This is a genomic window from Sinorhizobium sp. RAC02 (assembly GCF_001713395.1).
Taxonomy (GTDB): Bacteria; Pseudomonadota; Alphaproteobacteria; order Rhizobiales; family Rhizobiaceae; genus Shinella.
The window spans coordinates 1,856,564-1,869,671 of record NZ_CP016452.1 but is presented as its reverse complement, the minus strand read 5'-3'; the positions used below and the strand labels follow the sequence as shown (position 1 = coordinate 1,869,671).

Genomic DNA, 13,108 nt, shown 5'->3' with positions numbered 1-13,108 from the left:
CGGTTGGTTTTTAGAACTCTAGAAGCCTCAAGCGGCAGATTGAATATTGAAATTTGGCATGTCGGAATGCCATATTGATCAAAATGAAAAGCCATGGAGCCAAACTGGCATGGACGACCTGGACCGGAAGATCGTGACGCTTCTGCGCGGCAATGGGCGGCGCAGCGTTTCGGACCTTGCGTTGGAAACCGGCGCATCGCGGGCAACCGTGCGGGCGCGCATCGAGCGGATGGAGCAGGATGGTACCATTGTCGGCTATACCGTCATGCTGCGGGCGGATGCGCTCGAAGACGTCGTCCGCGGCGTCATGATGATCGAGATCGAAGGTCATGTGACTGACCGCGTGATCCGCACGCTCGGTGGCTTTCCGGAGATTTCGCAGATCCATACGACAAACGGCCGATGGGACTTGCTGGTCGAACTTAGTGCGTCGAGTTTGACCGAGTTCGACGCCGTGCTTCGCAAGATCCGGCTTGTGCCGGGCATCACGGGTAGCGAAACCAGCCTGCTGCTGTCCACGCCACGTTCAACGAAGGCAAAATTGTAGCTCCAGCAAAGTCGTAACTGGAATGCTGATCTGAGTTCGCAGCCTTCACCCTATGCCGACGGTATCAAACAACGTGATCTCGCCGAAGGAGCGATTTACAGCAGGACGACCTTTGGGAACTCTGCGGCGAGGTGGTCGATGAAGGCGCGGACGGATGGGAGCAGTCCCTGCCGATACGGGATCAGCGCCGTGATCGTCGATTCACCGGCGAGCCAGTCCGGCAGCACGCGCCGCAACCGTCCGGCACGCACCTCGTCGCGGCAGATGTAGCCCGGCAGGGCAACGATCCCAAGACCCGCGATCGCTGCCTGCTTCAGGCCCACGATGTCGTCGCTCAGAAGGCGCGGCGCGATGGGCACGATCATCTCGTCTCCCTTTGCGTCGCTGGAATGGCGTAGCCGCCACGTCGGTGCAATCCCGGTTCGCATCATGAACAGCGATGGATGCCTTGCGAGGTCCGGCGGTGTTTCGGGGCTGCCATTGGTGTCGAGATAGGCGGCGCCGGCGAAGAAAAGCCATGGCGCCGGCGCCAGCATTCGCTGAACGAGCGTCGAATCGGGCAGGGGAGTCGAGTGTGCACGGATCGCCACGTCGAAATTCTCGCCTACGATGTCGACGGTCTGGTCCGTCGCATGGCCGATGAGATTTACCTTGGGAAAGCGTAGGAGGAAACCCGCAACCAGGTCCCCCATCGCAAACTGCGCCGTCGCCACCCCTGTCGTATAGCGCACCGTGCCGGTCGGTTCGCTCAGCCGGTGGCGGATCGCCGTCTCCGCTTGCTCTGCCTGCTGGAGCATGGCGACGGCATGCCGGTAAAACTCGCCTCCGGCGTCGGTCATGCCGAACCTCCGCGAGGTGCGGTTGATCAGGCGAACGCCCAGATCAGCCTCCAGCCGTCGTATGCGATGGCTCAACGTCGATTTGGGCACATGAAGCGTGCGCCCCGCCGCCGTGAAGCCGCCCCGATCCACCACCTGCACAAAAAAATAGAAGTCGTTCAGGTCAAGCACGACATCCTCCATCGTCCATTCTGTTGGACGCTAAGTTGGAATTTAACCGGCTTCTTAGCCGAAAATCCAGCCTCTAGATTTACCTCGTCGCGGTCATGAGGCGGCGATCCTGGATGTGCTGCGATGGCCGCCCAGGAACTGCAAAGAAGTTGCAAGGGAACGGCGTCAATTCCTTCAGACGGCAGCGATCGGCATGGCGGCGACCGTGTTGGGAGCCGCCCCGTTGCTTGCTGCAACACACCAGCAAAAGGAGAATACAATGGTCGATCAAGCCAACGCCTATGAGCCGCTCACATCCGAGAATGCGGCGCTCGTTCTCGTCGACCACCAGATCGGTCTGATGACGGGCGTGCGTGACTATTCGACAGGAGAACTGAAGCACAATGTCGTCGCTCTGGCGAAGGCTGCGAAAGCACTCGATCTTCCGATCGTGGTCACGACGACGGCGCGTGACAGTCTTTGGGGACCGACCTTTCCGGAACTGGTCGAAGCCTTACCGGGCGTGACGATTATCGATCGCTCGTCGGTGAATGCTTTCGACGACCCTGCCGTCGCACGCGCCATCGAGGCGACGGGCCGCAGGAAGCTGATCTTCGCGGGCATCTCGCTTGAAGTTTGCGCCGCGTTCCCTGCGATCACCGCGACCGGCAAGGGCTACGACGCGTATGTGGCGGTCGATGCGTCCGGCACGTTCAGTGAAACGAAGCGTAAACCCGGCCTCCTGCGCATGCTGCAGGCCGGCGTCGTACTCTCGGATTACGCGACGCTGATGGTTGAGATATTGAAAGACAACGGGCGGCCAGAGGCGGGTGCCGTCTATGCGGCGCTCGATATGCCCTGGGCCAAGCTTGTCGGGCAGATCGCCGAGGCCAACGGCAGATGAATCGTGCCGCACATAATAGCAGATAAATCCCGAATGCCGAAAGGCATCGTTCCTCATCCATCAGAGCAGGACACGCCCTCATCCTCATCGACCATCAATCGGATAGTCATGCAACTCGTGCATGACTATCCGCCGGCCGAATTCCGCAACAATGTCATCGCGCTGGCAAAGATCGGCAAAATCTTCAACCTGCCGACCTTGCTCACGATGAGTTATGCCCAGGAGCCAAATGACTTGTTTCTGCCGGAAGTCGTAAAATGCATCCGGATGCGCCGCTCAACGACCGGTCCGGCATCGCACACCAGCCTGGGTTCGGTATGGACCTTCAAGCGGTGAGTTGTTCTATCCGCGCGACGAATGCATCAATCTGCATTTCCTGCGTTGTCCATGACGTAACGAGCCGAACGGGAAGAGGTCTCGTCATGAGGTTGCCAGGTGTAGAAATCAAATTCATCCTTCAAGGCCTCGATCAGAGCATTGGGCAGGATCGGGAAAAGCTGGTTGGTTTCGGTTTCGGCAGCGAACTGGAAGCCGGCGCTTGAAATTTTCGATGACAGGCGCTGCGCGATGGTATTGGCATGGCGGGCAAGGTCGAAATACAGGCCATCCCGAAACAGTTCCCTGAATTGAAGGTCCAGCACACGTCCCTTCGCAAGAAGACCCCCGCGCTGTTTGATGTGGAACGTGAACTCATCGCGCAGCACAGGATTGGGAATGACGATAGCCTCGCCTAGAAGCGCGCCGACCTTCGTGCCGCCGATCCAGAAAATATCCGTCAGTTCGGCGATATCCTGCAAGGTGAGATCGTTTCTTTCTGCGCAAAGAGCCGTCCCCAGCCGCGCGCCGTCAAGCAACAGCAAAAGGTTGCGCTCCTTGCAGAGCGTTGAAATCGCCTCTAGTTCCTTCTTCGTGTAGAGCGTTCCCACTTCTGTGGCGTTCGAATGGTAGACCAGCCGTGGCTTGGCCATGTGCGGAATGTGGGCATTCGCCTTCAACGCAGCGGAAATGCTGTTCCGGGCCAGTTTTCCGTGCGTTGGAGGAGCCGTGATGATTTTGTGGCCGGCCGCCTCGATTGCGCCGGTTTCACGCACGACGATATGGCCGCTCGCCGGAGCGATCACGGCTTCATGCGATCGCAATGTGCTGGTAATGACCAGGATATTGGCAAGCGTGCCGCTGGCGACGAACCAGACATCCGGGTTCACGTTGCCCATGTGCCGGCGGATCAGGTCGCGTGCTTCCTGCGAATAGGCGTCGTCGTCATAGGCCGTTTGCTGAACCATATTGGTTTCGCACAAGGCCTTGAGAATAGCCGGATGGGCGCCTTCGCTGTAGTCGTCCAGGAAACTATGACGGTTCATCTTGATCTCCTCATCGGCGCAAGGCTTCATCGAACAGAATGTGGCCAGGCTGCGGGGACCGTTCTAGAATCCTCCAGTCAGAATGTTTTGTAGGAAATTGCTCAAAGCATGGGTTTGGCTGCCTGGAACAAGCCCGGAGTGTAGCCGAGCGAGCGGCGGAACGCGTGGGTCATATGCGCTTGATCAACAAAGCCGACGGCTGCCGCAGCGTATGCAAGATTGTTGCCGGCAAGGATCAGCGCCGAGGCCCGACGTATGCGTATCTGCGAAAGATAAGCATACGTCGGCAAACCGTATGTCGCCTTGAACTGCCGCAGCAGATGGAACTTGCTGATGCCGGTCGGTGCCTTCAGCTCGGTCAGGCTGACGGCCTCGGCGTAGCGATCTTCAAGAAGGTCGCGGACCTGTCGAAGGGCCGTCCAATAGCGTTTTTGGTCAGCCTCGGGACGCCGGCCGGCATGGCGCTCGACTGCCATTCGTATGGTAGCCAGATAGAGCGTTTCGAACTCCAGGTTTTGAAAACGGGGGGGGGGGAAGTCGTCATCTGATGAAGCCGACGCAGGCAGACATGCAGTTCGGGATCATCGACGGCGGGGAAAGGGAAGGTGACATCGGGCGTCCCGAAAATATCCTCCGCGGCTTGCCCGATCAAAGATGCGGGCGGATAGAACATCCGGTATGTCCAGCCATCTTCGGTGCCGGCCCAGCCCTCGTGTACTATGCCGGGGGCAATCAGGCAGACCGTTCCGCGCGACAGGTCGACCCGATGCCTGCTGTCGTAGGAAAACGCCTGGCAACCTTCCTCGATGATCCCGATGGCAAACTCGTCGTGAAAATGTCGTTCGAAACGATGGTCTCGATACTTCGCCCATAGGAAGAGCGTGTCCTCCAGAGCATTTTAGCGCCACAACTTGATCTTGTTGACCCCTGAGGGCATGTCGTTCTTCCCCAGCCGATGATCTGGCGAGCGACAAGGAAATGCGCGTCCTTGCTTATAGTGCATAATAACCCGGCGTGAATAATCGCCACGGTGGCGCCCGCACGCTTTACCATGTCGCGCTGGGGGGCGACGGGGATCATGTGGCCCTCGGTGGTAACGAGATACCGGCTCCACTCCTCCTTCCAGGTGACCGTGCATGGACAGGTGAAATACCTCAGCAACGATGGCGAAGCTGATCACCGCAAGCTCAAGCGGCTGATCAAGTCGACGCTCGGTTTCAGGTCGACGAAGACGGTCTATGCCACACTCAAACAGGCGGTTCGGTATCTTCACCGTCTGAGGCAGCGCCTACAAGCCCATTGCGCAACCGCCGTAGCTTTTGCAACAGGGCCATTTTGGGTGCCGATTGGCAATGGTCAGCGCTTGTGGCTGCGATAGAGGAATGGCGGAGGCTCTAAAGCCTGTTGGGAAATGACGTGGTCTACGGCAGACCGGGCAGGGGAGTGGCGACAGACAGGGTCGGCTGCGTGGGGATCGGCGGTGACGGCCATCGCTTGACAGCGGCAACCGCCATGGTCACGGTCGCGGCGCGCGCAATTGCGGCAGGGCGGCAGCATCCATTCATGGCCGCGAAACGCGTTGAAGGCCGACCCATCATACCAGATTCCGGCGAGGTCTCGGTCCGTTACCCGATCGAATTGAAGTCCCGGTATCGTCGCTGCGGCGTGGCACGGCAGGACGGTGCCGTCGGGCGCGATGTTGATGCCGGTCGAGCCCCACCCGCCCATGCAGGCCTTGGGATAGTCGGCATAGTAGTCCGGTGGAACGAAGTCGATCATCATGCGGCCGGCATAGGCCCGCCTTGCTTCGGCAATTGTGTCTTTCGCGCGCATGACCTGTTCGCGCGATGGCAGCAGTGCTGCACGGTTTGCCAGCGCCCAGCCATAGAACTGGACGCAAGCGACCTCGATCCGGCGCGCGCCGAGATCGGCGGCGAAGGCGATGGCGGCGTCGATATCGTCGATCGTGTGTCGGTGCATCACGGCATTGACCGTCAGCGGAATGCCGCGCCGGTGTACCTCGGCCGCAAAAGCGACCTTGCGCGCAAAGCCGCCGCTATAGCCGCCGATCCAGTCGGCTTTCTCGGCGGTGGTCGCCTGTAGCGAGAGCTGCACATGGTCGAGTCCGGCTTCCTCAAGGGCATCGAGACGGGTGGGCGCCAGCCCGATACCCGAGGTGATGAGGTTCACGTAGAGCCCCGATTGCCGCGCCGCCCTGACCAGCTCTTCCAGATCGCGTCGGGATGCCGGTTCGCCGCCGGAAAGGTGCAGTTGCAGAACGCCGAGATCGGCCGCCTCGCGAAATACCCGTACCCAGACCTCTGTCGGCAGTTCCTTGTCGCGCGCCGTCAGTTCCAGCGGGTTGGAGCAGTAGGAACAGGATAGCGGGCAGCGATGGGTCAGTTCCGCGAGCAGGGCGATCGGCGGGGAAAGGTGCGCCGTCATCGGTAATCCACCAGGCGCTGGGCCACGAGCCCGTCGAGAAAACCACGGACATCGTTGGCCACATCCTCCGGCGGTGCGCCGTAGCGCTCCGCCAGCCGGTTGGATATCGCCGCGAGTGTCGACCTGCCGTCCACTTCCTGGAGGATGGCGGTGCCGATCTCATCGAGCAGCAACGTCCGTTCCGGAACGAGGAGAACCATCGTGTCGCGCACCCTGTCGTGATGCAGACGTGTGCCGCGCGGCAGGAGGGGGACCGGATCGGCGTTCATGACCGATCCGCCATCTGTCCCTCGCCGGGTCTCCAGGCACCCGGCGGAATGTGTCCCTCGACATAGCCGCTCCACAGGGCGTCGAGCTGCGCCCACAGCACGTCCGTCTTGAATGTCAGGGCGGCAATCGCCGCCTCCTGGTCGACGCGGGTCACCGCATGGGTCAGGACCCAGGCCAGCGTGAAGCGGACATCCTTCGGCGCTTCGGCAAGGCGGTGGCGGAAATAGCCGATCGTTTCGGGATCGGCGAATTCATAATGCTCCAACAGGCCGGCGATGCGCTGCGTGTGGATGGATGGCGCAAACATTTCGGTCAGCGAACTCGCCATGGCCGCGATCAGGGGGTCGTCTCGCACGAAGCGGATATAGGCATCGACGATGAAGCGTGTGGCCGGCATCACGCCGCGCCCGGATGCCACATAGGCGGGATCGAGCCCGACGCCCTCAGCGAGCTTCAGCCAGCGGCGTATACCGCCGCCGTCCTCGATACGGCCGTCGTGATCCTCGATACGGGATCGCCATATACGGCGCAGATCCGGATCCCGGCAGCGCGACAGGAATGCAGCGTCCTTCATGGGGATGGAGGATTGATACTGCCAGCGATTGATCACCCAGGCCTGTACCTCGTCCATCGTGCAGGCGCCGCCGTGCAGCCGGTCGTGGAACCGGTGCTTGTCGTGATAGCGCTCCTCGCCGACGCGACGCAGGCGCGCCTCGAATTCCGCGCGACTCAAGGGCCAGTCTTCGTGCCTTGGATTGGTGTTCACAGGACAACCTCCATGCCGTCTCCGGCAATTTCCCATCCGGCAGCGGCGATGGCCGCGCGGGCCGGACTTTCGGGCATCAACGCTGAATTCGTATTGTTCACGTGCGTGTAGATGCGTCGCCCCTGAAGCCGGGAAAGACGCGTGAGCGAGCCGTCCGGCCCGCTCATCGCCACATGGCCCATGCGCGCGCCGGTCTTGCTGCCGGTGCCGGAACGCGGCATTTCGTCATCGCGCCAGATCGTCCCGTCGAACAGCACGACATCGGCCAGCGTCAGCCGCTCGACGAGCCAGTCCGGGAGGGTGGCGCAGCCCGGTATGTAATGCGCGTCGCGTCCCCCGGACTGGAGGTGCAGCCCGATGGTCTGTTCGCCCATCATGTCCAGTTCCGGCATCTCGCCTTCGAGATAGAGCGGAATCTTTCCGGGAACCGCGTAGGGCGTGATCGTCAAGCCGGCAAGCGGGCTGAAGGGCCGGTTGAGGACAATGGTCCGACGCTCGACGAGGGTCGGGTCGAGCACGCCGAACACGGAGTTATCCGACAGGATCCGTTGCGTGGTTTCGGTCGCGTAGAGAGTGAAGCCGGTCTTCTCGCGCAGTGTCAGGAGGCCGGCGACATGATCGACGTCGCCGTTGGTCAGCACCACCGCCTTGACGGGACTGCCGCGAAGGCTCGCCGGATGCAGCGATGGGCAGGCGGCAAGCTGCTGGCGCAGATCCGGCGACGCATTGAGCAGCACCCAATCGCGGCCATCGACGCTGACGGCTAGCGTGCTCTGTGTCATCGGGGGGATGAGACCCGCGCGCGCTGCGCTACACTGGACGCAGCCGCAATTCCATTGGGGCAGGCCGCCACCGGCGCCTGCCCCAAGAACAACAAGACGCATTGCGTCTTGTTCAGAACGGGTGGTCGGGACGCGGGTCATCTTCCGACGGGCCGTACATGTTGATTTCCATGCCGCAGGCGATGTCTTTGATGACGGGTTTCTTCCAGGCCATTTGCTTCTCCTCCAGAACGTGGTCTGTTGACGTCTTCAGGCTGATCTCTTCGAGGTCGCTTCACAATGCGACCAAGGTCTCGATCCGCAAGAGCCCCGGCTACTGGGCGCCGGCCAGCGTCACGAAGGCGGCCGTCATTCGCTCGTTCGCCTTCTTCGGCAACTTCACCGCTTTCGCGGTGTCGAGATTGGGCGAGCCGTCGCCCACCTGGATGAGGGCGACCATGCCCATGCTGTAGTGTGGCGAGCATTTCACGCCGTAGAAGCCGGGCTCGACGACGGTCAGGACATATTCCTCGTTCACCTTGCTCTTGAAGGGTTTTACCCCTTCGGGAAGCATGCCTTTGATGCCTTCGACATTGTGACTCTTGTCCGTCGGGACGAAGCGGAGCGTATCGCCCGGCATCGCGGCGATGGCAGCCGGTTCGAAGACCATGGCGCCGCTCTCACCCTTGTTCATCATGTTGATGGTGTGCTCGGCGGCGCGGGCTGCACCGCTTGCAAGGATTAGCAGGGCTGTCGCCACGAGTAGCTTCTTCATGTCCTTCCTCCTCTAATTCGGGTGAAAGGGATGTCCCATCCGGCGCGCTCCGCCGCAATGCGACCTTCGTGCAGGATCAGCAGGCGTGCAGCACGAAGGCCTCCAGTGCGTCGGCGGCGATCGGCTTGTACATGATCTCGATACCGGCCGCCTCCGCGGCAAGGCGGGTCTGCGGCGTGCGGTTGGCGGTGAGGATGCGCGTCGGGCGCTCGCCATATTCGGCGTGCAGGGCCTGTGCGGTTTCTATGCCGGTAAGCGTGCCATCGAGCTGCTGGTCGATCAGGTAGAGATCGGGCACGATTCCGATTTCCTCCAGCAGAGAAAGCGCCTCCTCGCCGCTTGCCGCCTCGAGGACGCTGACCCCGCGACGCTCCAGCAGCAACGCGATAGCGCGCCGAAGATCTTCGTCATTCTCCACGAGAAGCGCGATGCGGTCGGTATTGTCGCCCGGCTCCTCCGGGATCGGCGGCGTGGCCTCCCTGTAGACGACTGTCGCATGAGGCGCAACGAGGGCAAGATCGACGGCGAAACAGGTGCCGCGTCCCGGTTCCGAGCGAAGCGCCAGCCTGTGTCCCAGCAGGCCGCACGCCCTTTCCACGATCGCCAGGCCAAGCCCCATGCCCTCGGACGCAGAGGCTGAACCCTGGATGCGATGGAACTCGCGGAAGATCGATTGCTGCTGGTCGGCGGCGATGCCGACGCCGGTGTCGTGCACCTCGATGCGCACCTGGCCTTTTGTGCGACGCGGCCCGATGAGCACACGGCCCTTGCTCGTGTAACGGATGGCATTGCTGATCAGGTTCTGCAGGATGCGCCGCAGATAGGTCGGGTCGCTCGATACGGTGAGGCCGCAGGGCAGAATATCGAACCGCAGTCCCTTGCGTGCGGCGATGGGTGCAAATTCGTCGGTCAGCTGCCGGAGCAGGACCGAAAGGGGTACAGGCCCGATATCGACGGCAGAGCCGCCAGATTCCAGGCGGGAAATATCGAGCAAGGCGCCGAGTATTCCCTCCACGCTGACAAGAGCGTTGTGTGCCTTTTCCAGCGTCCCGCACATCGGCGTGGCCTCTGCATCGTCCCGCGCGGCGGCGACGAAGAGTTTTGCCGCCGAGAGCGGCTGCAGCAGGTCGTGGCTCGCCGCGGCGACGAAGCGGACGCGGGCTGAATTGGCGCGTTCGGCCTCGGCGAGTGCCGCCGCGAGGTCTCCGGTGCGCGCTGCCACACGCGCTTCGAGCGAGCTGTTGGCCCGGATCATGGCGTGAATGGCGAGGCGCTCACGCGTCACGTCCGCAAAGGACATGACGAAGCCGCGCCCCGGCATTTCCTGCGCGAAGACGTCGAGGATGATGCCCGACATATGCTGGATCTCGAAGGACAACGGTTCGCGCGGCAGGCCTCCTGCGATCCATTTGCGCAACACGCCGACGTCAAAACCCTCGCCGAGCGTTAGCGAGCGGGCAATGCGGTCGGCCAGCAGTTCGAAGGGCGTGCCGCGGCGCAGCAATCTCGGGGGAATGTCGAGAAGCTGCGCTGCGCGGCTGTTCCATCCCGCCAATCGCCGGTTGGCGTCGAAGATAGCGACACCCTGATTGATGTGCTCCAGCGTGGCGCGGATCATGCGAGCCTGGTCGTCCAGCAGCTTGCCGCGTTCCGAGCGCTCCATGCGGATGATGTCGGTAATGTCGGTCTGGAGGATGACAGTGCCGCCATCGGCGGTGCGTTGCTCGCTCACCTGGAGCCAGCGGTCGCCGCGAAGCCCGACATTGAAGACCTGCGGCGTCCTATGTAGCCGGATGCGCTCGGCCATCCAGCTATCGGTTGTCACGCCTTCGGAAAGGGCGAGCATCGTGGATCGGCTGACGATCTCCACATAGTCGCTAAACGTGATACCGGGCGAGAGTTTCGTGCGGATATCGACGAGGTCGCGACAGAAGCGGGAATTGCTGAGGACCAGGACGTCGGCTGGGTCGAAAAGCGCGAAACCTTCATCGACGGCCTCGATCGCCTGGCCAAGGTCGCGCCTCGCCCGTTCGGCGGCGCTGTTGGCGTCGTTGAGCTGTTTCAGCGTCGTTTCGAGATCACGCGTGCGCTGGCGTACCCGGTCCTCCAGAACGGCCGCCCGGCGGAACTGCTCGAAGGCGACCCCCTTGTCGCCGGAACTCTGCTCGACATGACGCATGAGGGCATCGGCGATGACAAGCATCTTTTCGAGATTTCGCGTCTCGCTTTCGCCGGGGCCGAGCAATCCTTCGGACAGGCGCGTCATGGGTCGCTTCCCGAAACGACCGTGCCGGGTGGGTAGAAGGCGAAGCCCGTCATCGTGTGGTTGATGTGCATCGGGCCGATCTGCTCGCCATAGGTCGAAAACCCGATGACCCCATGCTTGCGCAGAAGCTCCGAAACGCGGCCGGTCATCTGTTTTTCCTGTGCTTCGACACGTCGCAGGATGCAGTCGAAGCCAAGCACGGCGACGGGATTGCCGGGTCGCGTCAGGGCCTGCAATTCGCTCGCCAGATGATCGACGAGATTGTTCGGCTCGGCGATGGTCAGAACCATGCCCTCGTCGATTGCGGAAAAAAACAGGAGTTCGCCCGACGGCAGGACGCGCTGAATGGCGCGGACGTGATGTCGCTCGCCCATGCGCACCGTCAACGGGTGGATCGCGAAGGTGAGAATGTCGACGCTCTCCGGCTGCATGCCGATGAGACGGGCATATTCGTGCACCGCGGGCTCTGCATTGATCTGTCGCACGATACGGGCGGCCGAATCCGCTTGTGTCACGACCATCCGGCGCTCTGTCGGTCTGATATGGTCCATCTTGAAGGCCCGGAGGGGACAGGCTCCGCGCATGATGGAAATCACCGCGGCATTCGCCAGAAGCTGCTCGCCATCGAAAACCAGGGTTTCTCGGAAATTGGCACCATCGCCCGCCGATCCGCCAATCAGCGGCATCATCCCGGTGCCTGCCGCAAGCGCCGAGGCTAGCTCGTCCTCGCGCGCGGACAATCCGTCCACCAGAAGCAGTGCGAATTCTTCCGGCAGGTGGCCGTGGTCCCGGGCGAGCGAATGCCGGATGTGGAGCAGCGCCTCCGAGAGATCGGTTGCAACCAGTTGCGAAAGATCCGGAACGAGCAGTGTCTCGGCGGCGAAGTGGCGTGCATGGAAACCGATGGCAACGATGCTTCCTTCGTCATAACCGGCGCCGGAGATTTCTCCGGCGGTGGTACAGCCGACGATGCGTGCGCCTTGCCAGATCCGTGCGGTATCGGCAACAAATCCCGCAACGTCGGCTTCGGACGAAACGAACAGGAGCACGAGTGAAAATGGGCCGGGGCCAAGGCCGGCAGCAAGCTGCTCGACCGGGCGGTCGCTATGCGCCGATACGAATGCACGCGAGATATACTGTTCGTCCACGGGTGACGGCCTCCTCCGAGCTTCCCCCACCCAAAGCTTAGAGCATCCACGGCGCGCTGACACCAGTGCGCATTTCATTCTTCCAGAAAGCAGCCCTCTGGCGTCGTCAGCATCGTACTGAAGCTCGCCTCCTGCGCGAAAAGAACGGCCTGCATGCGCGTTTGTACGCCGAGCTTGCGCATGATGGCGGTGACGTGCGCCTTCACCGTGGTCTCGGCTATGGAAAGTTCGTAAGCGATGTGCTTGTTCATTCGGCCGGCGCAGACGAGTTGCAGGATGCGTGCCTGCTGGCGGGTCAGCAAGGCCAGTCGCTTGACCGCTTCCTCGGACGGTGTGGGCGCGGAGGCCTCGAGCGCCATGCGGCTCGCGTGGATTTCCCCGCGTGCGATGACGGAGAAGGCTTCGCGGAACTCCTCGCGGGAGGCGTGCTTGGGAACGAACGCGTTCACGCCCGCCTTCAGCGCAGCTCGCACGACGCGGATTTCGTCGAGCGACGAGACGACGACGATCGGGGTTTCCGGCAGGGCGCGGCGCAGCCGCACCACCCCGTCGAGCCCGTTGACGTCGGGAAGGTTGAGGTCGAGCAACACGACATCGGGCAGGGGGCCGGTCTCGAGCCTCGCGAGCGCCGCCGCCAGCGTGCCGACGGCCTCGACTTCGGGAATGCCGACCGGGCCTGTCAGGGTCATCGATAGCGCATCGCAGAACAATGGGTGGTCATCGACGATCAAGGCCGACTTCAATATGCGCACGGGTGTCTCGGTGGCTGGGACTGGCATCATGCGAAATTCCCGAAAGGGCTGGCGATAGCTTAGCATCGAATTCATCCGTCTTCACCGGCCTTGTTCGGCCATCTCGAAAAGCAGGAAGCCGGGC

Annotated in this window: 16 protein-coding genes; 3 read left to right on the top strand and 13 right to left on the bottom strand. The window is 62.0% G+C overall.

Annotated elements, in window-relative coordinates:
• Nucleotides 1-109: 109 nt before the first annotated feature.
• Nucleotides 110-547, top strand: a complete 438-nt coding sequence (locus BSY16_RS29655; protein ID WP_069063330.1) for an Lrp/AsnC family transcriptional regulator — start codon at nucleotides 110-112, stop codon at nucleotides 545-547.
• Nucleotides 548-642: 95 nt separating this feature from the next.
• On the opposite strand, the gene BSY16_RS29650 is transcribed toward BSY16_RS29655, so the two are convergent.
• Nucleotides 643-1,557, bottom strand: a complete 915-nt coding sequence (locus BSY16_RS29650) for a LysR substrate-binding domain-containing protein (RefSeq protein ID WP_069063788.1) — start codon at nucleotides 1,555-1,557, stop codon at nucleotides 643-645.
• A 187-nt stretch (nucleotides 1,558-1,744) separates the two neighbouring features.
• Between BSY16_RS29650 and BSY16_RS29645 the strand changes: the two genes are divergently transcribed.
• Both BSY16_RS29645 and BSY16_RS29640 read left to right on the top strand, forming a co-directional pair.
• On the top strand, nucleotides 1,745-2,440 hold the full coding sequence (locus tag BSY16_RS29645) for an isochorismatase family protein (protein ID WP_286157369.1): 696 nt from the start codon (nucleotides 1,745-1,747) through the stop codon (nucleotides 2,438-2,440).
• A 33-nt stretch (nucleotides 2,441-2,473) separates the two neighbouring features.
• The gene (locus tag BSY16_RS29640) at nucleotides 2,474-2,776 is read left to right on the top strand and encodes a cysteine hydrolase family protein (protein WP_150130183.1); all 303 of its coding nucleotides are present in this window, start codon (nucleotides 2,474-2,476) and stop codon (nucleotides 2,774-2,776) included.
• Nucleotides 2,777-2,802: 26 nt separating this feature from the next.
• Here the strand turns inward: BSY16_RS29640 and BSY16_RS29635 are convergent, their stop codons facing one another.
• The 12 genes from BSY16_RS29635 to BSY16_RS29575 form a co-directional block, all read right to left on the bottom strand.
• Nucleotides 2,803-3,831: a threonine aldolase family protein gene (locus BSY16_RS29635; RefSeq protein WP_353652385.1), complete on the bottom strand. Its 1,029-nt coding sequence runs from the start codon at nucleotides 3,829-3,831 to the stop codon at nucleotides 2,803-2,805.
• A 71-nt stretch (nucleotides 3,832-3,902) separates the two neighbouring features.
• Nucleotides 3,903-4,277 (bottom strand): helix-turn-helix transcriptional regulator, encoded by a 375-nt coding sequence (locus BSY16_RS29630; protein ID WP_069063327.1) that lies wholly within the window; start codon nucleotides 4,275-4,277, stop codon nucleotides 3,903-3,905.
• Nucleotides 4,160-4,609, bottom strand: a complete 450-nt coding sequence (locus BSY16_RS33200) for an AraC family ligand binding domain-containing protein (RefSeq protein ID WP_353652406.1) — start codon at nucleotides 4,607-4,609, stop codon at nucleotides 4,160-4,162. The genes BSY16_RS29630 and BSY16_RS33200 overlap by 118 nt, the downstream gene beginning before the upstream one ends.
• Before the next feature lie 548 nt (nucleotides 4,610-5,157).
• Nucleotides 5,158-6,246, bottom strand: coding sequence for a pyrroloquinoline quinone biosynthesis protein PqqE (pqqE, locus tag BSY16_RS29615; protein WP_069063324.1), 1,089 nt, complete (start codon nucleotides 6,244-6,246; stop codon nucleotides 5,158-5,160).
• Nucleotides 6,243-6,515 (bottom strand): pyrroloquinoline quinone biosynthesis peptide chaperone PqqD, encoded by a 273-nt coding sequence (gene pqqD / locus BSY16_RS29610; RefSeq protein WP_069063323.1) that lies wholly within the window; start codon nucleotides 6,513-6,515, stop codon nucleotides 6,243-6,245. Before pqqD ends, pqqE begins: the two co-directional genes overlap by 4 nt.
• Entirely contained in the window at nucleotides 6,512-7,249 is a 738-nt protein-coding gene (gene pqqC, locus BSY16_RS29605) for a pyrroloquinoline-quinone synthase PqqC (protein ID WP_069063322.1), read from the bottom strand. Before pqqC ends, pqqD begins: the two co-directional genes overlap by 4 nt.
• 29 nt (nucleotides 7,250-7,278) lie before the next feature.
• A complete protein-coding gene (gene pqqB, locus BSY16_RS29600; RefSeq protein WP_069063321.1) occupies nucleotides 7,279-8,166 on the bottom strand; it encodes a pyrroloquinoline quinone biosynthesis protein PqqB in 888 nt (295 codons plus the stop codon).
• Nucleotides 8,167-8,176: 10 nt separating this feature from the next.
• The gene (gene pqqA / locus BSY16_RS29595) at nucleotides 8,177-8,278 is read right to left on the bottom strand and encodes a pyrroloquinoline quinone precursor peptide PqqA (RefSeq protein WP_069063320.1); all 102 of its coding nucleotides are present in this window, start codon (nucleotides 8,276-8,278) and stop codon (nucleotides 8,177-8,179) included.
• Between the two features lie 99 nt (nucleotides 8,279-8,377).
• Nucleotides 8,378-8,818, bottom strand: coding sequence for a pseudoazurin (locus BSY16_RS29590; protein ID WP_069063319.1), 441 nt, complete (start codon nucleotides 8,816-8,818; stop codon nucleotides 8,378-8,380).
• A gap of 76 nt (nucleotides 8,819-8,894) precedes the next feature.
• Nucleotides 8,895-11,084, bottom strand: a complete 2,190-nt coding sequence (locus tag BSY16_RS29585) for a PAS-domain containing protein (protein ID WP_150130181.1) — start codon at nucleotides 11,082-11,084, stop codon at nucleotides 8,895-8,897.
• Complete coding sequence (locus BSY16_RS29580) at nucleotides 11,081-12,232, bottom strand: FIST N-terminal domain-containing protein (protein WP_069063318.1); 1,152 nt, start codon at nucleotides 12,230-12,232, stop codon at nucleotides 11,081-11,083. The genes BSY16_RS29585 and BSY16_RS29580 overlap by 4 nt, the downstream gene beginning before the upstream one ends.
• Nucleotides 12,233-12,306: 74 nt before the next feature.
• Nucleotides 12,307-13,014 carry a response regulator transcription factor gene (locus BSY16_RS29575; protein ID WP_069063786.1) on the bottom strand — a complete coding sequence of 236 codons (708 nt, stop codon included), beginning with the start codon at nucleotides 13,012-13,014 and terminating at the stop codon, nucleotides 12,307-12,309.
• Between the last annotated feature and the right edge of the window lie 94 nt (nucleotides 13,015-13,108).

What these genes read in the sequence shown, in the direction of transcription:
- BSY16_RS29655 (WP_069063330.1), top strand. Translation starts at nt 110, where the DNA reads ATGGACGACCTGGACCGGAAGATCGTGACGCTTCTGCGCGGCAATGGG.
- BSY16_RS29640 (WP_150130183.1), top strand. Translation starts at nt 2,474, where the DNA reads ATGCCGAAAGGCATCGTTCCTCATCCATCAGAGCAGGACACGCCCTCA.
- BSY16_RS29635 (WP_353652385.1), bottom strand. Translation starts at nt 3,831, where the DNA reads ATGAAGCCTTGCGCCGATGAGGAGATCAAGATGAACCGTCATAGTTTC.
- BSY16_RS29630 (WP_069063327.1), bottom strand. Translation starts at nt 4,277, where the DNA reads ATGGCAGTCGAGCGCCATGCCGGCCGGCGTCCCGAGGCTGACCAAAAA.
- pqqE (WP_069063324.1), bottom strand. Translation starts at nt 6,246, where the DNA reads ATGACGGCGCACCTTTCCCCGCCGATCGCCCTGCTCGCGGAACTGACC.
- pqqD (WP_069063323.1), bottom strand. Translation starts at nt 6,515, where the DNA reads ATGAACGCCGATCCGGTCCCCCTCCTGCCGCGCGGCACACGTCTGCAT.
- pqqB (WP_069063321.1), bottom strand. Translation starts at nt 8,166, where the DNA reads ATGCGTCTTGTTGTTCTTGGGGCAGGCGCCGGTGGCGGCCTGCCCCAA.
- pqqA (WP_069063320.1), bottom strand. Translation starts at nt 8,278, where the DNA reads ATGGCCTGGAAGAAACCCGTCATCAAAGACATCGCCTGCGGCATGGAA.
- BSY16_RS29590 (WP_069063319.1), bottom strand. Translation starts at nt 8,818, where the DNA reads ATGAAGAAGCTACTCGTGGCGACAGCCCTGCTAATCCTTGCAAGCGGT.
- BSY16_RS29585 (WP_150130181.1), bottom strand. Translation starts at nt 11,084, where the DNA reads ATGACGCGCCTGTCCGAAGGATTGCTCGGCCCCGGCGAAAGCGAGACG.
- BSY16_RS29575 (WP_069063786.1), bottom strand. Translation starts at nt 13,014, where the DNA reads ATGATGCCAGTCCCAGCCACCGAGACACCCGTGCGCATATTGAAGTCG.